At 73.5% G+C, this 23,475-nt stretch carries 20 protein-coding genes; 5 read left to right on the top strand and 15 right to left on the bottom strand.

The annotated features are described in order from the left end of the window. Nucleotides 1-136 precede the first annotated feature (136 nt). The 5 genes from fabF to ACZ6NC_RS27835 all read right to left on the bottom strand — a co-directional run bounded on the left by fabF (nucleotide 137) and on the right by ACZ6NC_RS27835 (nucleotide 5,253). Entirely contained in the window at nucleotides 137-1,402 is a 1,266-nt protein-coding gene (fabF, locus tag ACZ6NC_RS27855) for a beta-ketoacyl-ACP synthase II (protein ID WP_465736504.1), read from the bottom strand. A gap of 141 nt (nucleotides 1,403-1,543) precedes the next feature. Next, on the bottom strand, nucleotides 1,544-1,786 hold the full coding sequence (locus ACZ6NC_RS27850) for an acyl carrier protein (protein ID WP_360183576.1): 243 nt from the start codon (nucleotides 1,784-1,786) through the stop codon (nucleotides 1,544-1,546). Nucleotides 1,787-1,867: 81 nt separating this feature from the next. Next, complete coding sequence (locus tag ACZ6NC_RS27845) at nucleotides 1,868-2,911, bottom strand: beta-ketoacyl-ACP synthase III (protein ID WP_465736503.1); 1,044 nt, start codon at nucleotides 2,909-2,911, stop codon at nucleotides 1,868-1,870. Continuing rightward, nucleotides 2,908-3,852 (bottom strand): ACP S-malonyltransferase, encoded by a 945-nt coding sequence (locus tag ACZ6NC_RS27840; protein ID WP_465736502.1) that lies wholly within the window; start codon nucleotides 3,850-3,852, stop codon nucleotides 2,908-2,910. Before ACZ6NC_RS27840 ends, ACZ6NC_RS27845 begins: the two co-directional genes overlap by 4 nt. 90 nt (nucleotides 3,853-3,942) lie before the next feature. Then, complete coding sequence (locus ACZ6NC_RS27835; protein WP_465736501.1) at nucleotides 3,943-5,253, bottom strand: PucR family transcriptional regulator; 1,311 nt, start codon at nucleotides 5,251-5,253, stop codon at nucleotides 3,943-3,945. Between the two features lie 93 nt (nucleotides 5,254-5,346). Between ACZ6NC_RS27835 and ACZ6NC_RS27830 the strand changes: the two genes are divergently transcribed. Further along, the gene (locus tag ACZ6NC_RS27830) at nucleotides 5,347-6,123 is read left to right on the top strand and encodes a pirin family protein (protein ID WP_465736500.1); all 777 of its coding nucleotides are present in this window, start codon (nucleotides 5,347-5,349) and stop codon (nucleotides 6,121-6,123) included. Nucleotides 6,124-6,133: 10 nt separating this feature from the next. On the opposite strand, the gene ACZ6NC_RS27825 is transcribed toward ACZ6NC_RS27830, so the two are convergent. Next, nucleotides 6,134-6,967, bottom strand: coding sequence for a serine hydrolase domain-containing protein (locus ACZ6NC_RS27825; protein ID WP_465736499.1), 834 nt, complete (start codon nucleotides 6,965-6,967; stop codon nucleotides 6,134-6,136). Between the two features lie 141 nt (nucleotides 6,968-7,108). Here ACZ6NC_RS27825 and ACZ6NC_RS27820 point away from each other — a divergent pair, with 141 nt between their 5' ends. The 3 genes from ACZ6NC_RS27820 to ACZ6NC_RS27810 all read left to right on the top strand — a co-directional run bounded on the left by ACZ6NC_RS27820 (nucleotide 7,109) and on the right by ACZ6NC_RS27810 (nucleotide 9,706). Then, nucleotides 7,109-7,597, top strand: a complete 489-nt coding sequence (locus ACZ6NC_RS27820; protein ID WP_465736498.1) for a MerR family transcriptional regulator — start codon at nucleotides 7,109-7,111, stop codon at nucleotides 7,595-7,597. Next, a complete protein-coding gene (locus ACZ6NC_RS27815; RefSeq protein ID WP_465736497.1) occupies nucleotides 7,594-8,607 on the top strand; it encodes an aldo/keto reductase in 1,014 nt (337 codons plus the stop codon). The genes ACZ6NC_RS27820 and ACZ6NC_RS27815 overlap by 4 nt, the downstream gene beginning before the upstream one ends. 124 nt (nucleotides 8,608-8,731) lie before the next feature. After that, a complete protein-coding gene (locus ACZ6NC_RS27810; protein WP_465736496.1) occupies nucleotides 8,732-9,706 on the top strand; it encodes a helix-turn-helix transcriptional regulator in 975 nt (324 codons plus the stop codon). 13 nt (nucleotides 9,707-9,719) lie between these two features. Here ACZ6NC_RS27810 and ACZ6NC_RS27805 read toward each other — a convergent pair whose 3' ends face one another. From ACZ6NC_RS27805 to ACZ6NC_RS27765, 9 genes are all read right to left on the bottom strand, one after another. Next, nucleotides 9,720-10,877 (bottom strand): alpha/beta hydrolase, encoded by a 1,158-nt coding sequence (locus ACZ6NC_RS27805; RefSeq protein ID WP_465736495.1) that lies wholly within the window; start codon nucleotides 10,875-10,877, stop codon nucleotides 9,720-9,722. Between the two features lie 235 nt (nucleotides 10,878-11,112). After that, entirely contained in the window at nucleotides 11,113-11,460 is a 348-nt protein-coding gene (locus ACZ6NC_RS27800) for an MmcQ/YjbR family DNA-binding protein (RefSeq protein WP_465736494.1), read from the bottom strand. Nucleotides 11,461-11,581: 121 nt separating this feature from the next. Next, on the bottom strand, nucleotides 11,582-13,870 hold the full coding sequence (locus ACZ6NC_RS27795) for a Dyp-type peroxidase (RefSeq protein WP_465736493.1): 2,289 nt from the start codon (nucleotides 13,868-13,870) through the stop codon (nucleotides 11,582-11,584). 38 nt (nucleotides 13,871-13,908) lie between these two features. Further along, nucleotides 13,909-15,852: a galactose oxidase-like domain-containing protein gene (locus tag ACZ6NC_RS27790; RefSeq protein ID WP_465736492.1), complete on the bottom strand. Its 1,944-nt coding sequence runs from the start codon at nucleotides 15,850-15,852 to the stop codon at nucleotides 13,909-13,911. A 225-nt stretch (nucleotides 15,853-16,077) separates the two neighbouring features. Continuing rightward, nucleotides 16,078-17,307, bottom strand: coding sequence for an acyltransferase family protein (locus ACZ6NC_RS27785; RefSeq protein ID WP_465736491.1), 1,230 nt, complete (start codon nucleotides 17,305-17,307; stop codon nucleotides 16,078-16,080). Between the two features lie 92 nt (nucleotides 17,308-17,399). After that, complete coding sequence (locus ACZ6NC_RS27780) at nucleotides 17,400-18,545, bottom strand: alpha/beta hydrolase (RefSeq protein WP_465736490.1); 1,146 nt, start codon at nucleotides 18,543-18,545, stop codon at nucleotides 17,400-17,402. A gap of 259 nt (nucleotides 18,546-18,804) precedes the next feature. Further along, on the bottom strand, nucleotides 18,805-19,479 hold the full coding sequence (locus ACZ6NC_RS27775; RefSeq protein WP_396319607.1) for a response regulator: 675 nt from the start codon (nucleotides 19,477-19,479) through the stop codon (nucleotides 18,805-18,807). Next, nucleotides 19,476-20,780 carry a sensor histidine kinase gene (locus ACZ6NC_RS27770; RefSeq protein ID WP_465736489.1) on the bottom strand — a complete coding sequence of 435 codons (1,305 nt, stop codon included), beginning with the start codon at nucleotides 20,778-20,780 and terminating at the stop codon, nucleotides 19,476-19,478. The genes ACZ6NC_RS27775 and ACZ6NC_RS27770 overlap by 4 nt, the downstream gene beginning before the upstream one ends. Nucleotides 20,781-20,865: 85 nt before the next feature. Then, nucleotides 20,866-21,576, bottom strand: coding sequence for a TetR family transcriptional regulator (locus ACZ6NC_RS27765; protein WP_465736488.1), 711 nt, complete (start codon nucleotides 21,574-21,576; stop codon nucleotides 20,866-20,868). A gap of 219 nt (nucleotides 21,577-21,795) precedes the next feature. Here ACZ6NC_RS27765 and ACZ6NC_RS27760 point away from each other — a divergent pair, with 219 nt between their 5' ends. Further along, the gene (locus tag ACZ6NC_RS27760) at nucleotides 21,796-23,400 is read left to right on the top strand and encodes an MFS transporter (RefSeq protein WP_465736487.1); all 1,605 of its coding nucleotides are present in this window, start codon (nucleotides 21,796-21,798) and stop codon (nucleotides 23,398-23,400) included. Nucleotides 23,401-23,475 lie beyond the last annotated feature (75 nt).

Genomic DNA, 23,475 nt, shown 5'->3' with positions numbered 1-23,475 from the left:
GAAAGGGAAGCGCGGTCTTGCGGGTGAGGTGGGAGACCGTCGCCCGCTCTGGTGGCGACACGGGGGGCTCCGCCCAAAACCGGGGGGGGCCCCCCCCCCCCCCCCCCCCCCCCGCACCCCTCTGCTGTCAGCGGTCTCAGACGGTACGGAAGGCCAGCACCACGTTGTGGCCGCCGAAGCCGAACGAGTTGTTCAGCGCGGCGATCCGGCCCTCGGGCAGCGGGCGGGGCTCGTCCCGGACGATGTCCGCGTCCACGTCGTCGTCCAGGTCCTCGATGTTGATGGTCGGCGGGGCCAGCCGCTTGTACAGGGCCAGCACGGTGGCGACGGTCTCGATGCCGCCGGCGCCGCCCAGCAGGTGGCCGGTCATCGACTTGGTGGCCGAGACGGCGATGTGGTCCAGGTGCTCGCCGAGCTCCTTGCGCAGCGCCTTCAGCTCGGCCGTGTCACCCTGCGGGGTCGAGGTGGCGTGCGCGTTGACGTGCACGATCTCGGCCTTGTTCAGGTCGTTGCGTTCGAACAGGTCGGCCAGCGCGCGGGCCACGCCGGCGCCGGTCGGCTCGGGCTGGGCGATGTGGTGGGCGTCTGAGGACAGGCCCTGGCCGATCGCCTCGCAGTAGATCCGGGCACCGCGCGCCTCGGCGTGCTCGACCGACTCCAGCACGACCACGCCCGCGCCCTCGCCGAGCACGAAGCCGTCGCGGCCCTTGTCGTACGGGCGGGAGGCGCGCTGCGGCTCGTCGTTGTTCTTGGACATCGCCATCATGTTGGCGAACGCCACGATCGGCAGCGGGTGGATCGCGGCCTCGGTGCCGCCGGCCACCACGACGTCGGCGCGGCCGGTACGGATCATCTCGATCGCGTAGCCGATCGCCTCGGCGCCGGAGGCACAGGCGGAGACGGGGGTGTGCACACCGGCACGGGCGCCGACCTCCAGGCCGACGTTGGCCGCCGGGGAGTTGGGCATCAGCATCGGGACGGTGTGCGGGGAGACCTTGCGGACGCCCTTCTCCTTCAGCACGTCGTACTGGTCGAGCAGGGTGGTGACACCGCCGATGCCGGAGGCGATCACGGCGCCCAGGCGCTCGGGGGCCAGCTTCGACGACTCGTCGGTGGCGGGGGTCTCGTAGCCGGCGTCGGCCCAGGCCTCGCGGGCCGCGATCAGCGCGAACTGCGCCGAGCGGTCCAGCCGGCGGGCGAGCGGGCGGGGGAGGATCTCGCCCGGGTCGACCGCGGTGCGCGCGGCGATCCGGACGGGCAGCTCGGCGGCCCACTCCTCGGTGAGGGCAGCCACGCCGGAGCGGCCGGCGACCAGGTTCTCCCAGGTCGTGGCGGCGTCGCCGCCCAGCGGCGTGAAGGCGCCGATACCCGTGACTACCACGGTACGGTTTTCAGCGGTCACTGGATCTTCTTCTCTCACGTTGCGGGGTTTCGGCGGCGAGCCGGGAGGTGGGGCCCGGCCGGGCGCCCGGAGGGGCGTCCGGCCGGAGGGTCGGCCGGCTCGGGGAGCCGGCCGACATCAGGCGTCGAACGAGTCGAACGCTCAGGCGTTGGCGAGGATGTAGTCCACCGCGTCGCCGACGGTCTTCAGGTTCTTGACCTCGTCGTCCGGGATCTTCACGTCGAAGCGCTCCTCGGCGGCCACGACGACCTCGACCATGGAGAGCGAGTCGACGTCCAGGTCGTCGGTGAAGGACTTGTCGAGCTCGACGTCCTCGGTCGGGATGCCGGCGATCTCGTTGACGATCTCAGCGAGACCTTCCAGGACCTCGTCCTTGGTAGCCATACTGGCTGCTCCTCTTCGGTGGTGAATGCGGCCGCCCGGCGGACGGACACAGGCTTTTGATGGGGGTGGGGCGAAACGCGCCTAGGGGAGCGTAACGACTGCCGCGGCGTAGACCAGACCCGCCCCGAACCCGATGATCAGTGCGAGGTCGCCGCTACGTGCCTCGCCGCTCTCCAGCATGCGCTCCATCGCCAGCGGGATGGAGGCCGCGGAGGTGTTGCCGGTCTCGGTGATGTCGCGGGCGACCGGCACCGACTCGGGCAGCTTGAGGGCCTTGATCATGGCATCGGTGATGCGCATGTTGGCCTGGTGCGGGATGAACGCGCCCAGCTGGTCGGCGGTCACCCCGGCGGCGTCCAGCGCCTGCTGGGCCACCTTGGCCATCTCCCAGACCGCCCAGCGGAAGACCGTCTGGCCCTCCATCCGCAGGGCGGGCCACTTGGCACCCTGCTCCGGGTTGTCGCCGGGCCCGTTGACGGCGTCCTCCTTGGCGAAGGCGGTGTCCCAGGCCTGGGTCTGCGAGATGACGTCCTTGTGGGAGCCGTCCGAGCCCCAGATGACCTTGCCGATGCCGGGCGTGTCGGACGGGCCGACGATCGCGGCGCCGGCGCCGTCACCGAAGATGAACGCGGTCGAGCGGTCCGACTGGTCGGTCAGGTCGCTGAGCCGCTCCACGCCGATCACCAGCACGTACTCGGCGCTGCCGCCGCGGACCATGCCGTCGGCCAGGCCCAGGCCGTAGCCGAAGCCGGCGCAGGCGGCCGAGATGTCGAAGGCCGGGGCGGTGCCGCAGCCCAGCCGCTCGGCGATCTCGGTGGCGATCGCGGGGGTCTGCTTGAGGTGCGAGACGGTCGCGACGATCACGCCGCCGATCCGGTCGGGGTCGATCCCGGCCTGCGCGATGGCCTTGCCGGCGGCCTGCACCGACATCTCGGCGACGGTCTCCTCCGGGCCGGCCCAGCGGCGCTCGGCGATCCCGCTGCGGGTGCGGATCCACTCGTCCGAGGAGTCGATCCAGTCCAGCACCTCGGAGTTCGGGATCACCCGCACCGGACGGTAGCCGCCGACACCGTGGATGCGCGAGTACTGCGCACCGGTGACGGGGTTGATCTGGGGCTTGGTCATGCCTGCTGCTCCTGACCGCCGTGCTCCGCGACGAGCTCGCGGGCCTTGTCCAGGTCGGCGGGGGTCTTGAGGGCAAGCGTGGCCACACCCTTGAGGTTGCGCTTGACCAGTCCGGTGAGGGTGCCCGCGGGGGCGAGCTCGATGACGGCGGTCGCGCCCAGCTCCCGCAGGGTCTCCATGCAGAGGTCCCAGCGGACGGGGTTGGAGACCTGCGACACCAGGCGGTCCAGCACCTCGGCGCCGGATGCCACGACCTGGCCGTCCTGGTTCGAGACGTAGGCGACCTTCGGGTCCGCGACCGGCAGGGTCGGGGCCAGCTTGGCCAGCCGCTCGACACCGGGCGCCATGTGCGCGGTGTGGAACGCGCCGGCGACCTTGAGCGCGATCAGCCGGGACCCGGCCGGCGGGTCGGCCTGCAGGGCCTCCAGCTGGGCCACCGTGCCGGCCGCGACGATCTGGCCGCCGCCGTTGTTGTTGGCCGCGGTCAGGCCGTGCTCGGCGAGCTTGGCCGAGACGACCTCCGGCTCGCCGCCCAGGACGGCGATCATGCCGGTCTCGGTGGCCGCGGCGGCCTCGGCCATCGCGAGGCTGCGCTCGCGGACAAAGGTGAGTGCGTCATGGGCGGAGAGCACGCCGGCACCGGCGGCGGCGGTGATCTCGCCGACGCTGTGGCCGGCCACGGCGCCGACCAGCGCACGGGCGCGGTCCTCGTCGGGGAACAGCTCTCGGGCGGTCACCAGGCCGGCCGCGACCAGCAGCGGCTGGGCGACGGCGGTGTCCTTGATGTCCTCGGCGGACGCCTGGGTACCGGCGTGCACCAAGTCGAGCCCGGCGACCTCCGACCACCCGCGGAGGCGGTCGGCGACACCGTCGAGCTCCAGCCAGGGGCTGAGGAAACCGGGGGTCTGGGCACCCTGTCCAGGGGCGACGATTACGAGCACGGTTCAACCCTCTCTCGCCGGACGCCCGGGGGCGGGTAGGCGACGGTAACGAAGAAAAGCATCCGGGATTGTAAGTTCCCTACATCGGGCTCAGCTCGGCTCCCCGGCGGCCGTGAGTCGTCCCAGCGCCAGTGCGATACGCAGCGTGAACGCCGAACGTACGTCGGAGGGAGCGTAGCCCGTGACGTCTGTCACACGTCGGAGCCGGTAGCGCACCGTGTTGGGGTGGACGAAGAGCATCCGGGCCGCTCCCTCCAACGAGGAGGCCTGCTCCAGGTAGACACTCAAGGTCTCCAGCAGTGCCGAGCCGGCCTCGTCCAGCGGTGTGTAGATCTCCTCCACCAGCTGACGGCGGGCCGCCTGGTCGCCGGCGAGCGCCCGTTCGGGCAGCAGGTCGTCGGCCAGTACCGGGCGGGGCGCGTCCGGCCAGGCGGCACAGGCCCGCAGGCCGGCCGCGGCGGCGTGCGCGGAGCGGGTCGCCGACAGCAGGTCGGACACGGTCGGGCCGACCACCACCGGGCCCGGCGCGAACTGGCCGATCAGCGCCCGGGCCGCGTGCACCGGCTCCTTGTCGCCGCCGACCACCACCACCAGGCGCTTGCCCAGCACCCCGGTCAGCACGTGCAGCTTGGCGTACCGGGCGGCCCGGCGGATCGCCTCCACCACCAGCTCGCTGTCGCCGTCCGGGGCGCTGCCCATCACCACCCGGACCTGGCTCGGCTGGCCCCAGCCGAGCGCGGCGGCCCGGGAGAGCACGCCCTCGTCGGCATCGCCGGAGAGCAGCGAGTTGACGACCAGCGCCTCCAGCCGGGCGTCCCAGGCACCGCGCGCCTCGGCCGCCTGGGCGTATACCTGGGCGGTGGCGAAGGCGATCTCACGGGCGTAGACCAGCACGGACTCGCGCATGTCCGCCTCGTCGCCGGGGGCGGCCACCTCCTCGATGGCCTCCTCCATCACCTCGATCGTGGTGCGGATCAGCTCGACGGTCTGGCGCAGGGTGATCGCCCGTGTCAGCTCGCGCGGCGCGGTGCCGAAGACGTCGGTGGAGATCGCCTGCGGGGCGTCGGGGTGGCGGTACCACTCGGTGAAGGCGGCGATACCGGCCTGGGCGACCAGGCCGATCCAGGAGCGGTGCTCCGGCGGCATCCGCCGGTACCAGCCGAGCTGGTCGTCCATCCTCGCGATCGCGGCGGTGGCCAGCTTGCCGGAGGACTTCTCCAGCCGCTTCAGTGTCGCCGCCCGGCGCTCGGCCCGGTCGGCGGCGAGTCTGCGTTCCTGTGCGGTCAGGCGTGGCGCCGCACGGCCGGGCCGGTCGCGGCCGGCCCCAGGGGCCGGGCCCATCCCGTTCTGGTCGGGCTCGGCGGTGGGATCGCTCTTGGAGTTCGCGGATGCGGCTGGCACAAGGACAAGACTGCCTCACCGGAGTGACTGCTCGTGCACAGCCCCCGGCGGAGCGGCACGGTGGCAACCGTCACACCGGCTACCGTGGGGCGCGTGACCGACGCCCCCGCCCGCCCCCGCGCCGACCTGCGCCGTACCGCCGAGCGCTACCTCTCCGCCCCGGCCGAGGGCATCGAGACCAGGCACGCGTTCTCCTTCTCGGGCCACTACGACCCGAAGAACACGCACTTCGGCGCGCTGCTCGCGTGCAACGAGGAACTGCTCGCCCCCGGCGCCGGGTTCGACGAGCACAAGCACCGGGACACCGAGATCCTCACTTGGGTGCTGGAGGGCGCGCTGGCCCACCGGGACTCCCACGGCCACGGCGGCGTCGTCCGCCCGGGCATGCTCCAGCACCTGAGCGCGGGCTCCGGTGTCACCCACACCGAGCGCAACGTCGGCGGCGCCGAAGGGCCGGTCCGCTTCGTCCAGATGTGGCTCCAGCCGGACGTGTTCGACGCGCCCCCGGCGTACGGGCTGCGCCGGGTGGAACCGGCGGACGGCGGGTTGACACTGCTCGCCTCCGGGCTGGACCGGGACTCCGGCACTGACGCCCTGAAGCTGCGCCGCAGCGACGCCGCGCTCTGGCTGGTCACCGCCGGCCCCTGGCAGCCGCTGCCCGAACTCCCGGCCGCCGCCTGGCGGTACGCGCACCTGACGGCGGGTTCGCTGGGCTACCGCACGGTGCCCGGACCGCAGGGCGGCGGGCGCTCGATGGCACCCGGCGACAGCGTCCGGATCACCGGCGGGGCCTTCGCCGACCCGACGGCCGGCGAGACCGGCGCCGAGCTGCTGCTCTGGGAGATGCACTCGCCGGTCTCCTACGGCTGACGGACCGCGCTCAGGCGCGGAGTCCGGCCAGCACCGCGTCGCTGAGCAGCGGCCAGACCTCGGCGGCCCACGGCCCGAAGTCCCGGTCGGTGAGCGCGATGCAGGCCACACCGGCCTCCGGGTCCACCCAGAAGAAGGTGCCGGACTGGCCGAAGTGGCCGAAGGTGGCGGGGGAGTTGGCGGTCCCCGTCCAGTGCGGCGCCTTGCCGTCCCGGATCTCGAAGCCGAGGCCCCAGTCGTTCGGCCGCCGGTGGCCGAAGCCCGGCAGCACGCCGCTGGTGCCCGGGAAGGCGACCTCGCGGGTGGCCGCGCGCACGGTGGACGGGTCCAGCAGCTTGGGCGACTGCAGCTCGGCCGCGAACAGCGCGAGGTCGGCCGCCGTGGAGAGGCCGCCGGCCCCGGCGGGGGACCTGTGCGCGGTGTTGATCAGCGTGGAGCGCATGCCGAGCGGCTCGAACACGGCCTCGGCGGCGTACCGGCCGAACTCGATGCCCGAGGCCTGCTGGAGGGTCTGCGCCAGCACGTCGAAGCCGGCGTTGGAGTAGAGCCGGCGGTTGCCCGGCTCGGCCATCACCCGGTGCTCGTCGAAGGCCAGGCCCGAGGTGTGCGCCAGCAGGTGGCGGACGGTGGAGCCCTCCGGCCCGGCCGGGTCGTCCAGCTCGAAGACGCCCTCCTCGACCGCGACCAGTACGGCGTACGAGGTGAGCAGCTTGGTCACCGACGCCAGCGGGAACAGGTGGTCCTGCGGGCCGTGCCCGCCCAGCACCGCGCCGTCCGCACCCCTCACCACGGCCGCCGCGGCGTGGGGCACCGGCCAGGTCTCGATCATCCGCAAGCTCTCCATGCGCCCGACTCTAACGGGACAGTGCGAGCCGGTTACCGGGAGCACCTGGATGGCAGGCTTGCTTGGAGTGCACTCCAACTCATTAGCGTCGTACCGACCCGCCAGCGCGCGGGTCACCGCTCACCACTGGGGGTTCCGGTCATGGCAATGCTCGCGCCGATCAAGGTCGACCTGCGGACGTGTTCCGATGTGTTCAACACACCGCTCGGAGAGCCGGACCGCACCCCCCGGCACAGCATCAGCGAGGTGGCGGCGGCCAGCGGACTGACCGCCCACACCCTGCGCTGGTACGAGCGGATCGGCCTGCTCGACCCGGTCGACCGCTCCGCCTCCGGCCAGCGCCGCTACTGCGACGCCGACCTGCACCGGCTGGCCTTCCTGGGCCGGCTGCGGCTGACCGGCATGACGGTGGCCGACATGCTCCGGTACGTCGAACTGGCCCGTCGTGGTGAGCAGACCCTCGAGGACCGGCGCGACCTGCTGGTCGCCCACCGGGAGGAGGTCCGGCAGCGGATCGCCGACCTGCACGCGACCCTCGCCGTCATCGACTACAAGATCGATCTCTACGCCGGCAAGATCGCCGACCGCGGCGAGCCGGCGGACCGCCCGCAGAGGAAGAAGAGCGCATGAGCCTCCCCACTCTCCCCACCGCACAGCTCGGCACCGACGGACCGGCCGTCGGCGTCCAGGGTCTCGGCTGCATGGGCATGAGCGAGTTCTACGGCCCGACCGACACCGCCGAGTCGCTCGCCACCCTGGACGCCGCGCTGGATGCCGGCGTCACCTTCTTCGACACCGCCGACCAGTACGGTGCCGGCCGCAACGAGGAGCTGATCGGCCCGTTCGTCCGCGCCAACCGCGACCGGGTGGTGCTGGCCACCAAGTTCGGCGTCGAGCGCCGGGCGGACGACCCGCTGTACCGGGCCGTGCGCAACGACCCGGCGTACATCCGCGCCGCCGTGGACGCCTCGCTGCGCCGCCTCGGCGTCGACGTGATCGACGTCTACTACATGCACCGCCGGGACCCGGCCGTGCCGATCGCCGAGTCGGTGGGCACGATGGCCGAGCTGGTGGCGGCCGGCAAGATACGCCACCTGGGGCTCTCCGAGGTGACCGGCGCCGAGCTGCGCGAGGCGTACGCGGTGCACCCGATCGCGGCCCTGCAGTCCGAGTGGTCGGTCTTCGCCCGGGACGTCGAGCGTTCGGCGGTGCGGGCCGCCGCCGAGCTCGGCGTCGCCTTCGTGCCGTACTCGCCGCTCGGGCGCGGCTTCCTCACCGGCTCCTTCGCCGCCGCCGAGGAGCTGGCCGAGGACGACGTGCGCCGGACCCAGCCCCGGTTCCACGGGGCCAACGCCGCGGCCAACCTCGCGCTGGTCGAGCCGATCCGGGAGATCGCGGCGGCTCGTGGGATCACCGCCGCGCAGGTGGCGCTCGCCTGGGCGCACCAGCGGGCCGAGGTGCACGGTCTGACCGTCGTGCCGATCCCCGGCACCCGCAGGCGCAGCCGGCTCGCCGAGAACACCGCGGCCGCCACGCTCCGGCTGACCGCCGAGGAGCTGGCCGTGCTGGAGCCGATCTCCGGCAAGGTGGCCGGCGACCGCTACCCGGACATGGCCTTCACCTCGGTCGGCCGCGAATAGCGGCGGCCCCGGGCGTGGGCCGCTGGCCCGCCCCCGGCCCGGACACGGAACGGGTTTCCCTCCCGGAGGCAATCTCCCGGTAAAACCTGACAGGGAGCGTCAGGCTTCCTGGGATCCTTCCGACATGAAGGCCGACCGCCTGCTCTCGATCCTGCTGCTGCTCCAGACCCGCGGCCGGGTGTCCGCCACCGAACTGGCCGACCGCCTGGAGGTGTCGGTCCGCACCATCTACCGCGATGTGGAGTCGCTCTCCGCGGCCGGCGTCCCGGTCTACACCGAGCGGGGCCGGCACGGCGGGATCGCGCTGCTGCCCGGCTACCGCACCGACGTCAGCGGTCTCACCGCGGACGAGGCGCGCGCCCTCTTCGTGCTCTCCGCCCAGGGCGCGCACAGCGACCTCGGGCTCGACGGCGCGCTCGGCTCGGCGCTGCGCAAGGTGATGGCCGCGCTGCCCGCCCCGCACCGCCCGGCCGCGGAGCGGATCAGCGAACGCGTCCTGGTCGACCCGGCCCGCTGGCTCCAGCCGGGCGCCCCCGCCTGCCCGGACCTCGGCGAGTTGCAGCACGCCGTCTTCGCCGACCGCCGGCTGCGGCTGCGCTACCGGCACAGCGGCACGCCGGCCCCGGTCGAGTACACCGTCGACCCGTACGGCCTCGTCTCCAAGGCCTCGGTCTGGTACCTGGTCGCCGACCTGCGCGGCGAGCCCCGGCTGTTCCGGGCCGACCGGGTGCTCGCCGCCGAGACCGCCGAGGAGCCGGTGCGCCGCCGCCCGGGGGTGGGGCTCGGCGAGGCCTGGGCGGTGTTGCGCGAGCAGGTCGAGCGGTTGCCGAAGGAGGTGCCGGTGAAGGTCCGGGTGCGGCGCGGGCGGCTGGACCTCTTCCTCCGGATCCACGGCGCCCGGCTCACCGCGCCCCCGCCGCCCGACGCGGGCACCGGGACCCCCGAGGAGTGGGTCGAGCTGGCGATGGGGTTCCAGGTGCTGCCGTCGGTCCGCGCGCTGCTCTCCTTCGGCCCGGACGCCGAGGTGCTCTCGCCGCCGGCGGCCCGCCGGGAGCTGGCCCGTGCGGCCGCCGAGGCCGCCCGGCTCTACCGGGACTGACGGCCCCCGGGCCTCACGCCTCCGGGGCCGGGTGGACCACGTCCTGGTAGTGGCCGAGCGAGATGGCCGCGAAGTTGTGCAGGCTGTCGGTACCCTCGGTGAAGTAGCCGTTGTGGCCGGAGGAGCGGGCCGAGGAGATCTGCTCGGCGCCGAAGTCGGCCGAGGTCGGGTCGGCTCCGTGGCCGAGTCCGCCGACCTCCAGGTAGGGCACGTTGCCGATCCAGTCGCTGCCGTTGCGGGTGGCCCAGACGTGGACGCCGGCGCCCAGCTCGGCGGTGCTCTGCACGCCCATGCCGGGGCTGCCGAACACCATCAGGTCGGTGACGCCGGAGGTGTCGGACGGCGAGGCGCCCGCCCGCGGGATGTCGGGGGCGGCGGTGCCGCAGACCACCGAGCCGTAGGAGTGGCAGAGCAGGGACGGCGGAGCGTCCGGCCGGGTGGTCTCCTTGAGCCCGGCGAGCAGCCGCTCCAGCCGGGGCGCGCCGACGTCGGCGAGCCGGGAGGTGACGGCGTCCGGGCCGAGCCCGGAGGGCGTGACGTAGCCGGTCCAGGCGATCACCGCGGTCCGGGTGCCGGGCGACTGCCGGCGCTCCTCGGCGTACAGCGCGCGGGCCATCCCGGCGGGGGAACGCAGCGGGTCGACGGCCTGGTCGAAGTGGCCGAGGTCGGCGTCCGAGCCGGGTACGACGACGGAGATCCGGTCGGCGTCCGCGAGGTCGCCCCAGACCTCGCTGACCAGTCCGCGGCCGCGCGGGTCGAAGGCGAGGACCTGGCGATCGGGGGCCAGCAGGTGGTCGACGTCGTTGGCCCGGGAGACGGCCAGCGCCCGCAGGTCGGAGTCGACGTTCCGGTCGGCGGCGCGGGCCCGGGCGCGGTCGCGTTCGGCGGTGAGCGCGATCCGGTTGGCCCGGTAGCGCAGCTCGACCGGGGCACCGTCGAAGTTGCCGACCACCAGCGGGTAGTCCTGGATCAGCCGGTCCAGCTCGGTGGGCGCCAGCGAGTCGAAGAACTCGGCGGCGGCGGCCGGCGTGGTGACGGCCGGGTCGGGCAGGCTGCGGCCGAAGGAGTGGTCCTGTACCCAGGCGCTGCTGCCGGCCGGGGGCGTGGAGATCGCCAACTGTTCGGTGGAGGCGGCGGCCTGGGCCGCGGCGGCGCCGGCATCGGCGAGCACGGCACACCCTGCGAAGGCACCGATCAGTACACGCTTCCACCGCCGACGGCGCATCGCGTCAACTCCCTAGGGGCCCGTGACCGTTCCACGGGCGGGGCCCGGAGGGTGGTACGCCTGCCAACATTCGACTGCTGTTCCCTGCGCAAGCCTAGGGCGCGCGGCGGAGTGCCGGGGCGCCTCAAACTGTGGGATGGATCACATGAACCGGAGGTATCCGGCCGGCGTCACGGAGGTCTCAGCGGGCGGTGTCCGCGTCGAACTCCCTGACCAGCCGCTTCGGCGCGGTCAGCCGCCAGGCCTCGGTGAGCAGGTCCCGCAGCTCCTCGGGGTCGACCCGGTCGAGCCGGACCCCGACCCAGCCGTGCCGGCCGACGTACTTGGGGTAGGAGAACACCTCGGGCTCGGCCGCGAGCAGCTCGGTCTGGTCCTCCCGGGAGGCCTTGACGCTGACGGTCTCGCCGTCCGGGGAGCCCATCGCGAAGATCTTCGTACGGACCCTCAGGGTCTCGATCTCCCAGGTGGGCTGCTGCTCGGCCTCGGGCAGTACGAGCGCCATCGCCCGGAATTCGTCGAACGTCACCATGGCGGCAGCCTAGGGCGTGCCCGCCCCGGAGCGCCCCCGCCCCCGGTACGTGGCGCGTACCGGGGGCGGGGGTCTTCTGCGACCGGGGACTTCTCCGGCCGGGGATCTCCGGACGGAGGGCTCAGAGCAGCGAGTTCCAGGCGTCGCAGGAGCGGTCGCCGGCGACCTGGCGGTCCGGGTGGCCGCTGCCGTCGGAGACCGAGATCCGCCGGTAGTTCTCGCCGTGGAACACCCAGTACTCGCTCTTGCCGCCGACCCGCTGGCAGTCGGGCACCGGCAGGAAGCAGCCCACCGCGGAGACCCCGTTGAGCGAGCCCCACTGGGAGAGCTCGCGGTCGGTGCGCTCGCAGATGTCGGTGTGGGCGGCGCCGTCGGCGATCGAGACCAGCCGGTACTGCTGGCGGCCGCCGGTGGTGTGGAACACCCAGTACCAGCTCTTGCCGCCGACCCGCTGCTGGTCCGGCACAGGGAGGAAGCAGTCCACCCGGCCGACGCCGCCGAGCGAGCCCCAGGCCGTCAGGTCGCGGTCCGGGCGCTCCAGCGCGCCGCTGTGGTTGCTGCCGCAGGTGATCGAGACGGCGCGGTACTGCTGCTTGCCGCCGGTGCTGTGGAACACCCAGTACCAGCTCTTGCCGCCGGGGTTCTGCAGGTCGGGCATCGGCAGCACGCAGTCGATCCGGCCGATTCCCTGGAAACACGGGTGGCTGCTCAGCCGGCCGTCGCCCTTGACGGTGCGGTCGGTGTGCGCGGAGCCGTCGGCCACCGAGATCTTCCGGTACTGGTCGCCGTGGCAGGCCCAGAACTGGCTCTGCCCGCCCTTGCGCCACTGGTCCGGCACGGCGACGAAGTCGTCGGCCGGGTACGCCCTGCCGGGCTGCGGGGTGGTCTGGCCGCCCTGCTGGCCCTGCGACTGCCCGGTGAGCCGCCCGTCGGCGAGCGCCTTCAGGGTGCTGATGGACGGCGCGAACGCGTACACCGAGCCCTGGGTCTGGACGAACTGCTGGAAGCTCAGCGGGGTGTGCTTGATCGCGCCGTCGGGGCCGCGGCTCTCGAAGTCGACGTCGTCGGCCTCCTGCGTCACCGGGTCCTTGCCGGGCTGCGGGTTGCGGCCGGGCGGGAAGTCCGGCTGGTCCATCCAGTCGGCCTGGATGAACTCGAACTGCCGGGCGATGTCGGCCTGGTAGCAGACGAACAGCAGGCCGCGCGGGTCGTCCGGGCCGCCGGGCCCCTCGGAGGCCGGGTCGAACGGGTGCCCGTAGGGGGCGCCGCGCCGCATGATCCGGCGGCCGTCGAGCTCCTTGGCGGGGAACGGCGGCACGCTCGGGTTGGGTGCCTGCAGGCCGGCGCGCGGGCTGGTCTTGCGCAGGTGCGAGAAGAGCGGGGTGACCAGGCCCTCCAGGTCGTCCCGGAAGTCGAAGTCGTTGTCGGACGAGGCGCTCGGGTTGTTCGGGACGTCCCGGTCCTGGTGCTTGCAGACCGGCGCGCCGGAGCGCCAGCGGCCGACCAGCCGGGCGGCCAGCCACTCGGCGGTGGCGGTGTCCGGGACGGCCTTGGCCTGCTTCAGCTCCTTGAGCTTGACCGAGATCTGCGACCACCAGCCGGGGACGTCCTGGGCGAGGCGGCGGACCACCTGGAAGGAGCCGTTGCGCGCCCACTCGGGGAAGTCGGTGAAGCTGCCGGGGGCGGGCTGCTCGCCGACGACGAACTCGCCGGCCGGGATGATCCGGGTGCCGGGGTGGTTCTCGACCTCGTCCTCGTTGTTCGGGTTCGGCCGGTCGAAGAAGCGGATGCCGGGCTCGCTGATCCCGTCCTTGAAGCCGAAGTGCTCCTTGCCGCGGCGGCTGCCGAGCAGGGTCTTCGCGTTCTGCTGGAAGATGATCACGATCTTGGCCTCGGCGGCAGCCTCGCGCTGGGCGGTGACGGCGGCGGCGAGGTCGGCCTCGGTGTCCGAGGCGATCGTCAGCACCGCGTGCACGGGCTGGTTCTTGCCGTTGCCGAAGAGCCAGTTCTCCGGGGAGTTGTCGCCGGTGTCGCCGAGCGCGCCGGCCCGTTTGGCCGAGCCCTCCTTGAACGCCTCCAGGCCGCTGCCGGGCGGCGGGGCCTTCTCGAACGGGTCGGTGGCGGAGAGCTGGCGCATCCCCTCGTAGGTGAGGCTGACGCCCAGCCAGGTGGCCTTGAGCGTCTTGGGGTCGTCGCCGCCCGAGGACTTCCGGGCATCGCTGAACGCCTCGTTGAAGTCGGCGACCTGGCGGGTGGTGGCGATCTGCGGGGCCAGCACGCGCAGCCAGCTGCGGGCCCGGGCCGCGTCCTCGAACTTCAGGAACAGCAGCGTGACGTTGTCCTTCTTGAAGCCGGCGACGACGTCGCCCTGGATCTCGTCACTCGTGCGCAGTCTCAGATCCGTTGCCATGGGGGGTTTCCTCCGGGGTGGGGATGGGGTGAGGGGGATCAGGCCGAGGAGCTGAGCTGCACCCACTGCGCGACGCTGGGCACGCCCTCGTCGTTGAGCAGGAAGAGCATGTACCAGCCGGGAGGCGCGGCCTTGGCGTCCGGCGGCGCCTGGAGCTCCAGCCGGTTGCCGGCCCGGCTGCTGAGCCGCAGTTCGATCTGGCGCTGGCTGGTGTTGACCGAGTGGGTGGAGGTGGTCGGCGCCAGCAGGACGGCCTTGGACGCGCGCTCCGGGGTCGAGGTGGTGACCAGGAACTTCTTGTCGTAGCCGACCGGTGTGGTGGGGGCCCGGTCGAGCGAGGGGCGGTTGCCCTGGTGGAGGTAGGCGGGCTCGTAGATCTCGATGGTGCCGTCCATGGTGACGGGGCCCGACGTGCCGGGGATGCCGCTCACCGTGCCGTTGATGTCCGGGTTGTTGGCGAGCTGCTGGAGCTCGTCGCCGGTCACCATGACGCGGCCGTCCGGCAGCACCACGGCGTTGGAGTGGTAGCCGCGCGGCAGCCGCTGGACCGGGCCGAGCTTCCAGTTGCCCTGGGCGTCGCGCAGCTCGATCTGGCGGTACTTGAGGTCGGCGTTCGGGTTGTAGGGGCCGTTGCCGTAGTCGCGGATGTCGTACGCGCCGTTGACGGTCATCAGCTTGCCGTCGGGCAGCAGGATGGTGTCGTCCTGGGTGCGGCCGAACGCCCGTGACTTCTCGGCGGTCCAACTGCCGTTGGAGAAGCGCAGGGTGCTCGGGTTGTCGCGGTCGCCGCCGAGGACCAGCGCGGAGTCCGGGCCGTTCGGGCCGCCCGGCAGCATGACGGCCGAGCCGTAGTTGCGCTTGCGGCCGTCCGGGCGGGGCGCCAGGTCGCTGCGGGACTCGGCGACCGGGTCGAACTTCCACTGCTCGTTGGCCTGGCGGCCGAAGCCGTAGATGTTGCCGTCGTTGAGCGAGAACAGGTGCGGGTAGTCCAGGGTGAACGGGGCGTCGGCCTTGAACCGGTCCACCGGGGTGTTCTTCGGGATCTCGGTCTTGAGCGAGGGCACCGGGTAGCCCTTGGCGGGGAAGCGCTCGACCACCGGGGTCGGGGTGCCCCAGCCCAGCTCGGACTGGCCGGACATGATCAGCTGGCGGCCGTCGGCGCCGGTCACCACGGACGGGTACCAGCGGCCCACCGACATGTCCGGGTTCTTGGTCCAGGTCTCGGTCCAAGGGTCGAAGATCAGCGAGAGCTTGGCGCCGGTACCGCCGTTGCCGCCCAGGTTGCCGCCGAACACGCCGAGCATGCCGTTGGGCAGGAACGAGTGGCCGGAGCAGAAGAACGGGGCGGGGCGGGGCTCGTTCAGCCCGTCCGGCATGTCGACGATCGGCGGGGTGACCTGCTTGAAGGCGTCCGTGCCGTAGCCCATCACCGGGTCCCAGAGGAAGGCCCGGCCGGCGTTCTCCTTGCCGGTGGTCTGGGTCGGCGCGGGCTCCTTCTCCGGGTTGGTCTCGATCCGCTCGAACGAGAACACCAGCACCTTGCCGGTGGGCAGCAGTGCGATGTGGTCGCCGAAGTCGGGCGAGGAGAAGTACTGGCTGAACGCGCCGAAGACGGTCGGGTCGAAGCCGGCGTTGGTGGTGGTCTGGGAGTCCGTCAGCGCCTTGAGCCGGTTGGTCCGGGTGGTCTGCGGGTAGTCGCCGATGCCGCGGATGGCCGCCCGCATGCGGGCGTGCTCCTCGGCGTGCTCCTGGCCGAGCGCCGCGACCTCGTCGTCCCGCATTTCGGCCAGCACCCGGGGTGAGGTGACGTGCGGGGCCAGGTCGTCGTCGGCGCCGCCGTGGCCCAGGACCAGGGCGGCGGCCGGCGCGGCGGCGGCCAGGACGGTACCGGTGGTCAGCGCGCAGACCAGGGCCGTGGCGACGGCGGACAGCCGGCGGCGGGCCCGCGGCCGGTGCCGCGGCCGCGGTGGGGACAGGGACATGGGACTCCTCGTGAGGGGGGACGTCGAGAGAAGGGCCGGCGAGCGCGGGGCGGACGGGCCGTGGGCGGGCGCGGGCGCAGCGGCGGTTGCCGACCGTCACAGGACATCACAGCGCGTGGTGGTTCGCATGCGGATGCCCTGCTTTGGTGGGGCGCGTGTCGCAGGCGAACGGGGCGTGGGCCCGAACGGCTCACGCCCCGTCAGCTCCCGCCGCCGGCCGCCCGCTCAGACCACGCCCAGCGCGTACGCGGCGAACAGCGCCGCCGCCGCGCCGGCCACCGCCTTCCAGGTGCGGGAGAACGCCGTCCACGGGCCGTCGAAGCGGCGGGTGAACCACCCGATCGCGACCAGTACGGCGCCGAACAGCGGAAGCAGCGCCAGCCGGGCGGCCACCCAGCCGAGCGAGTCGGGGGCGCCGGTCAGCCCGGGCACCGTGCCCAGGCCGGCCGCGCCGGGCACCGCGACGGCGAGCATCGCGCTCTGGTGCCAGCAGAAGATCGTCATCGCCGAGAGGTTGACCGTCACCACCGGAAGCCAGAGCAGCGGACGGCGCTTCAGCAGCCGGCCGAGCCGCTCGCGCAGCAGCACCGCGGCGCCGCACTGCAGCGCCGCCAGCGCCAGTACCAGCAGGGACGGCGGGTGCGAGTTGGTCCGCTCGGCGCCGGGCACGCCGACCATGCTCGCCGGGTAGTGGAAGGCCAGCAGCAGCACGGCGAACAGGGCGCCGCCGCCGAACAGCAGCAGCCGCGCCGCCCGGCGGCCGAGCTGCTCCCGAGCCCAGAGCACGCCCAGCTGGTAGCCGAAGAGCCACCCCGGCAGGATGTTCAGCAGCCCGGTCCAGGACGGCACGGCCTCGGCCCACGGGCCGTACCGGAGCAGGTCGACGACGGCGACCACCGCGGCCAGGATGCCCGCCGACCAGCCGCCCAGCCGCCGGGCGGCGGCGACGCAGAGCGGGCTGAGCGCGGTCAGCCCCAGGTAGACGGCGATGTACCAGAGCGGTTGCACCACCAGCACCGAGCCGGTCCGGACGGTGTCGCCCGGGACGCCGAGCCGCTCCAGCAGCGGGATCAGCAGCGCCCAGACGGCAGCCACCCCGAGCACCGGGCGCAGCAGCCGCACCGCCCGGCCGCGCAGCCAGCCGGCGTAGCCGACCCCCTTGGCCCGCGCCCGGTCCAGCGAGCGGACCGACGAGTGGCCGCCCACCAGGAAGAAGACACCGAGCATCTGGAGCACCCAGCTGGCCGGGGAGAGGAAGCCGAGCGAGCTCAGCGGGCTGGCGTTGTGCAGCGCGCCGTCGGCGGAGAGGGTGAAGCCGCCGAGCATCCAGTGCCCGATCGGCACGGCGAGCAGGGCGAGCGCGCGCAGGCCGTCCAGGGCGCGGTCGCGGGTCTCGGGGGTGCGGACGTCGACCTGGTCGGCGGCGCGGCGCAGGGCGGTGAGCGGGCGGGCCACGGCGGTGCTCCTTCTGCTGGTCGGGGTGGGGTGCCTACGGCGGGTTCAGCGGCTTGGGGAGTGCCCCGACGCCGCGCGCCGGGCGGGAGTTGTCAGACACGCCCGAGGGCGACGGCGGCGGAGGCCGCGAGCGAGGCGGTGCCGGGGGCGAAGTAGCCGGTGTGGCCGTGGGATCCGGTGGCGGGCAGCGGGCGGGCGCCGAAGCCGGGGGCGGTCGGGTCGGCGCCGTGGCCGAGGCCCAGGACCGAGACGTTGGGCACGTTGGCGATCCAGTCGGAGCCGTTGCGCTCGACGGCCCAGAGCGGCACCCGGGGGTCGAGGTCGGCCGCGGAGCCGATGCCCATACCGGGGGAGCCGAGCACCACCACGCCGGAGGTCTGCCGCGGTCCGAGGCCGGCCAGCCCGCAGACCACCGAGCCGTAGCTGTGGCAGAACACCGTGGCGGGCGCCGCCGGGACGGTGGAGACGGTGAGCCCGTCGAGCAGCCGGGCCAGCCGCGGCGCCCCGGCGTGGGCGAGCGTCTCGGTGGCGGCGTCCGGGCCGACGCCGACCGGGGTGGTGTAGCCGGCCCAGGCGATCACGGCGGTCTGCCGGCCGGTGGCCTCGTACAGCGCGCGGGCCATCCCGGCCGGGCTGCCGTACGGGTCGCCCGGCCGGTCGTAGTCGTGCAGGTCGATGTCGGAGCCGGGGACGATCACGGCCGTCCGGCGGGCGGTGGCGAGATCGCCGTAGACCTCGGCGACCTGGCCGCGGCCGCGCGGGTCGAAGGCGAGGATCTGCCGGCCGCCGTCGAGCAGGGTGCGGTAGCGCTCGGCGCGGTCGCGGGCGGCGGTGTGGTCCTGCGGGGTGAGCGCCGGGTCGGCGGCGCGGGCCAGCTGGCGCTCGCGTTCCTCGGCCAGCGCCAGCGCGTTGGCCCGGTACCGGAGTGCGACCGGGGCGCCGTCCAGGTTGCCGACCACCAGCGGGTGACGGACGGCCAGCGCGTCCTGCGGGCCGGCCGGCAGCCGGCCGAAGAAGGCGGCCACCTCGGCGGGGGAGGCGGTCGCCGGGTCGGGCAGCCGGAGGCCGAGGGTGGTGTCCGCGACCCAGGCCGCGCTGCCGGGCGGCGGGCCGGTGACCGCCTGCTGGGTGTCGGCGGCCCAGCCGCCCGCGCCCAGGACGGCGGCCAGGGCCACCGCGGCGGCGGCGACCGCCCGCCGGAACCGACGGGGCCTGTGGTGGGTGCGCGGCTGCCGCATCTTCGGTTTCTCCCTTGTCCGTTCGGTCTCGACGGAGAGGAAGGTAGAAATGCGACGGCCCCGCGGACGTCACACCGCGGGGCCAACTCCCGGGTGCTACCCGGGTATCACCTCCGCCCCGGGCCGAAGGGCGCGCCGGTACCGGGAGGAGAGGGGGCGAGGGAGGGGGAGGAGAGGGGGTGAGGGAGGGGCGGGGAGCGTCGGGCACCGGTGCCGGGTCAGGAGCGCCCGGGGCGAGCGGGCGAGTGGCTCACCGGCGTCACTGACCCGGCGTCACCAGTCCGGACTCGTAGGCGAGGACCACCGCCTGGGCGCGGTCGCGCAGGCCGAGCTTGGCGAGGATGCGGCCGATGTGGGTCTTGACGGTCTGCTCGGCGAGCACCAGCCCGGCGGCGATCTCCTGGTTGGACAGGCCGCGGGCGATCAGCTCCAGCACCTCCGTCTCCCGCGGGGTCAGGCCGTTCAGCCGCAGCTTGGGGTCGCGGCGCTTGGCGGGCTTGGTCCGGGCGAAGTCCTCGATCAGCCGGCGCGTCACCGAGGGGGCGAGCAGCGCCTCGCCGGCCGCGACCACCCGGACGGCGGCGATCAGGTCGGCCGGGGGCGCGTCCTTGAGCAGGAAGCCGCTCGCCCCGGCACGCAGCGCCTCGTACACGTAGTCGTCCACGTCGAAGGTGGTCAGCATCAGGACCTTGGGGCGGTGCGCGCCGGGGACTGCCGGGTCGAGCAGCCGGCGGGCCGCCTCCAGGCCGTCCATGCCGGGCATCCGGACGTCCATCAGCACCACGTCAGGGTGGGTGCGGCCGCTCACCTCCAGGGCCTGCGCGCCGTCCGCCGCGTCGCCCACCACGTCGATGTCGCTCTGGGCGTTCAGCAGGGCGGCGAAGCCCGCCCGCACCATCGCCTGGTCGTCGACGATGATCACGCGGATGGTCATACGGGTGTCTCCCCCGGGGTGTCGAGCGGCAGGACGGCGGCCACCTTGAAGCCGCCGTCGGGCAGCGGGCCGGTGTCCAGCCTGCCATCCAGCAGCCGGACGCGTTCGCGCATTCCGACCAGTCCCTGCCCCGTGCCCTCGACCGAGGCCTCCAGCGACTCGGTGCGCGCGGGCGGGGCGCCGTTCACCACGGTGACCAGCAGGCCCTGGTCGTCGACGGCCAGCGAGACCCAGGTCTGCGCGCCGGGCGCGTGCCGGACGACGTTGGCGAGCGCCTCCTGCACGATCCGGTAGACGGAGAGGTCGACGGCCGGCGGCAGGGTGCCGGCCAGCTCCGGCGGCGCGGCGAGCTCGGCCGCCACCCCGGCCCGGCCGACCGTCTCGACCAGCTGGCCCAGCTGCCCGACCCCGGGCTGCGGCGCCTTCTCGGCGGTGGACTCCTCGCTGCGCAGCACGCCCAGCAGCCGCCGCATCTCGGCCAGCGACTCGCGGGCGGTGCCGGCGATGGCGCCGAACTCCTCGGCGGCCTCCGGCGGGACCTCGGGTATCCGGTACGGGGCACTGGCCGCCTGCACGGCGATCACCGACATGTGGTGGGCGACCACGTCGTGCAGTTCACGGGCGATCCGGGCGCGCTCCTCCAGCAGGGTGCGCCGCTCGCGCTCGGCCTCGCTGATGTGCTCCTGCTCGGCGAGCAGGCGTTGGGCCTCCGCCCGTTCCCGCAGGGCCCCGCCGAGTACCAGCACGGCGCCGGTCAGGGCCACCGCCAGCAGGCTGTTGTCGCCGCCGAAGCGGCTGCCGGGGGCGATCGCCGAGAGCACGAGGCTCACGGTGCCGGTGACCAGCCAGACGGAGACCAGGGTGCGCCGGCGTTCGCGGAGTGCGAGCGGCAGCATCAGGAACAGGTAGCCGACCAGGCCGGTGGCCGGCCAGGGGAAGGGGGCGTCGGTGTCCCTCCCCGTGGTGAGGATCAGCAGGGAGGTCAGCAGGTCGGCGCCGCCGATCATCCACCAGGCGGGCAGCGGGCGGCTCACCGCCAGCAGCAGGGGCACGGTCTGTCCGACGGCGAGCCCCGCGGCGAGCCCGGCGTTGAGCCCGTAGTCGTCGGTGAGGACGTTGATCGCGCTGGGCAGCAGGGAGGAGAGCGCTGCCACCGCGAAGGCGTAGGGCAGGTAGCGGACCCAGCGGCGGGAGGCGTGGGCCAGCAGCGGGGTGTGGTCGGCGGAGGGGCGGATGAGCGGGGCGAGCAGGGCGGGCAGCCGGCCGCCGCCCCGGGCCGGCCCGGCGGGCGGATCGATCATCCCGCCAGGGTAGGCGGGCCGGGGCGCTCCGGCGTCGGACCAGGGGCTGGATCCGGCCGTAGTACCCCGGTATGACATGCGGGTCTCAGCGCCGCCAGTCACCGGCCAACGCCGGTCCCAGCTGGTCGAAGTAACGCCCGATCAGGGCGATCATGCCCTCCGGGCCGGACTCCTCCTGGTCGGCGGTCCAGGACAGGTGGGCCGCGCGCAGCACGCTGCCGAAGACGGCGGCGATCACCGTGGGGCGCAGGTCCTCGGCCGGATCCAGTCCCTCGCGGGCCGCGATCACCTGGGCCACCACGCGTTCCTGCTCGGTGACCCGGCACAGGTGGGCGGCGAGCAGGGTGGGTGATTCCTCGATCATCGCGAGCAGCTCCAGTGCGCTGGTGACCGAGCCGGGGCCGGTGTGCAGCGGGGAGCCGAGCTCGCGCCAGGACTCGACGATGGCGGCGCGCAGCGCCTGGATCGGGTTCTCCTCGGCGGGGCGCCGGCGGAGCCGGTCGATGAAGTAGTCCTCGGCGTCGGCCAGGACGGCGAGTGCGACCTCGTCCTTGTTGGCGAAGTAGCGGAAGAAGGTCCGCTGGGAGACGTCGACGGCGGCGGCGATCTCGTCCACGGTCGTCCGGGCGAAGCCCTGGCTCAGGAAGAGCCGGTGGGCGGCCTCGATCAGGGCGTCCCTGGTCTGCTGCTTCTTGCGTTCGCGCAGGCCCGGGCCGGTGCCGTCGGTGGTCCCGTCGCGGCCGGCGGTTCTGCCGGCCGCCGGGGAGCTGGCGGCGGGCGAGGGTTGAGCGGCCATGGCGGGGGCCTTCCGGGCGATGGGTTCGGCTGGGGTGCAGGAGCACAACTGTAGCGGTCTGACAAATGTCAGTGCAGGACACTCGTCAGCGTTTGCCGAATGGCAGTCGCTGACATAATCTGCCGAACGTGGCGCCCTGCGGCCGGGTAACTCGTGGGGACGGGTGGCCGGGGCGCCACACCCATGCCCGTTCCACCGCAATGCCCCCGGAGGGCCCAGATGAGCCAGTCCGTCGTCAAGAGCGCCAAGGCGGACGTGCCGCCGCAGCGCAAGCCTCCGTCCGGCAGCCGCCTCCAGGGGCACCCCTGGCTGACCCTGCTGACCGTCGCCGTCGGCGTGATGATGGTCGCCCTGGACGGCACGATCGTCGCGATCGCCAACCCCGTCATCCAGGCCGACCTCAAGGCCGCGCCCTCCGAGATCCAGTGGGTGACCAGCGGCTACCTGCTGGCCCTGGCCGTCTTCCTGATCACCGCAGGCAAGATCGGCGACCGGTTCGGCCACAAGAACACCTTCCTGGTCGGCGCGGTCGGCTTCGCCGCGACCTCGGCCGCGATCGGCTTCGCCAGCGACATCCGGATGGTGATCGCCTTCCGTGTCCTCCAGGGCCTGTTCGGCGCGCTGCTCCAGCCGGCCGCGCTCGGCCTGCTGCGCGGGGCGTTCCCGGCCGAGAGGCTCAACATGGCGATCGGCATCTGGGGCGGTGTGATCGGCGCGTCCACCGCGGCCGGCCCGATCGTCGGCGGCCTGCTGGTCGAGCACGTCAACTGGGAGTCGGTGTTCTTCATCAACATCCCGGTCGGCCTGATCGCGCTGGCCCTGGGCATCTGGATCCTCAAGGACGTCCGGGCGGAGAACGCCGCCAAGTCCTTCGACATCCCCGGCATCGTGCTGCTCTCGGTGGCGATGTTCGCGCTGGTCTTCGGCATCATCAAGGCGCCCGAGTGGGGCTGGGGCGACACCCGGACCGTGCTCTTCCTCGGCGGCGCGGTGGTCCTGATGGCGCTCTTCGCGTTCTGGCAGGGCAAGGCCCGCGAGCCGCTGGTCCCGCTCAGCCTGTTCCGCTCGCTGCCGCTGTCGGCCGGCACCCTGCTGATGGCGCTGATGGCCTTCTCGTTCTTCGGCGCGATCTTCTTCGTGACCTTCTACCTGCAGAACGTGCACGGGATGTCGCCGGTCTCGGCCGGCGTCCACCTGCTGCCGATGACCGGCATGATGATCGTCGGCTCGCCGCTGGCCGGCCTGGCCATCGGCAGGCTCGGCCCGCGGATCCCGATCGTGGCCGGCATGCTGATCACCACCGCCGCGATGTTCGGCATGTCCACCCTGGACGCGGGCTCCGGCACCGGTGTGATGTCGCTCTGGTTCGTCCTGATGGGCCTGGGCATCAGCCCGGTCATGGTCGGCGCCACCGAGGTGATCGTCGGCAACGCCCCGCTGGAGCTCTCCGGCGTCGCCGGCGGCCTCCAGCAGGCCGCCATGCAGGTCGGCGGCAGCCTGGGCACCGCCGTCCTGGGCGCGCTGATGGCCGCCAAGGTCACCGACGTGCTGCCCGGCAACTGGGCCGAGGCCGGACTCCCGCCGGTCGAGAGCGCCCAGGTGGAGGGGCTCAACCAGGCCGCCCAGCTCGGCATCGCCCCGCCGGCCCCGCCCGGCACCCCGCAGCAGGCCGTCGACGCGATGGCCGGCGCCGTCCACGACTCCTTCGTCAGCGGTATGTCGCTCGCCTTCGCGGTCGCCTCCGTGGTGGCCTTCGCGGCCGCCCTCCTCGGCCTCCTCACCCGCCGCGGCGCCACCGACGCCGGCCCCGCCGTGCACATCTGACACCCGCCCGACGAGCCCGGGAAGGACGAAGGGGCCGGACCTCCACGGGGGAGGTCCGGCCCCTTCAGGCCCTAG

The organism is Kitasatospora sp. NPDC041988, from assembly GCF_055588525.1.
The sequence above is the reverse complement of the archived record's forward strand: the minus strand, read 5'-3'. Positions and strand labels throughout refer to the sequence as shown.

Bases quoted from the DNA above. Each gene is read 5' to 3' on its own strand.
- ACZ6NC_RS27800 (WP_465736494.1), bottom strand. From the start codon at position 11,460: ATGGTGACGTTCGACGAATTCCGGGCGATGGCGCTCGTACTGCCCGAG.
- ACZ6NC_RS27825 (WP_465736499.1), bottom strand. From the start codon at position 6,967: ATGGAGAGCTTGCGGATGATCGAGACCTGGCCGGTGCCCCACGCCGCG.
- ACZ6NC_RS27810 (WP_465736496.1), top strand. From the start codon at position 8,732: ATGAAGGCCGACCGCCTGCTCTCGATCCTGCTGCTGCTCCAGACCCGC.
- ACZ6NC_RS27770 (WP_465736489.1), bottom strand. From the start codon at position 20,780: ATGATCGATCCGCCCGCCGGGCCGGCCCGGGGCGGCGGCCGGCTGCCC.
- ACZ6NC_RS27775 (WP_396319607.1), bottom strand. From the start codon at position 19,479: ATGACCATCCGCGTGATCATCGTCGACGACCAGGCGATGGTGCGGGCG.
- ACZ6NC_RS27815 (WP_465736497.1), top strand. From the start codon at position 7,594: ATGAGCCTCCCCACTCTCCCCACCGCACAGCTCGGCACCGACGGACCG.
- ACZ6NC_RS27760 (WP_465736487.1), top strand. From the start codon at position 21,796: ATGAGCCAGTCCGTCGTCAAGAGCGCCAAGGCGGACGTGCCGCCGCAG.
- ACZ6NC_RS27780 (WP_465736490.1), bottom strand. From the start codon at position 18,545: ATGCGGCAGCCGCGCACCCACCACAGGCCCCGTCGGTTCCGGCGGGCG.
- ACZ6NC_RS27765 (WP_465736488.1), bottom strand. From the start codon at position 21,576: ATGGCCGCTCAACCCTCGCCCGCCGCCAGCTCCCCGGCGGCCGGCAGA.
- ACZ6NC_RS27850 (WP_360183576.1), bottom strand. From the start codon at position 1,786: ATGGCTACCAAGGACGAGGTCCTGGAAGGTCTCGCTGAGATCGTCAAC.
- ACZ6NC_RS27820 (WP_465736498.1), top strand. From the start codon at position 7,109: ATGGCAATGCTCGCGCCGATCAAGGTCGACCTGCGGACGTGTTCCGAT.
- ACZ6NC_RS27845 (WP_465736503.1), bottom strand. From the start codon at position 2,911: ATGACCAAGCCCCAGATCAACCCCGTCACCGGTGCGCAGTACTCGCGC.
- ACZ6NC_RS27795 (WP_465736493.1), bottom strand. From the start codon at position 13,870: ATGGCAACGGATCTGAGACTGCGCACGAGTGACGAGATCCAGGGCGAC.
- ACZ6NC_RS27790 (WP_465736492.1), bottom strand. From the start codon at position 15,852: ATGTCCCTGTCCCCACCGCGGCCGCGGCACCGGCCGCGGGCCCGCCGC.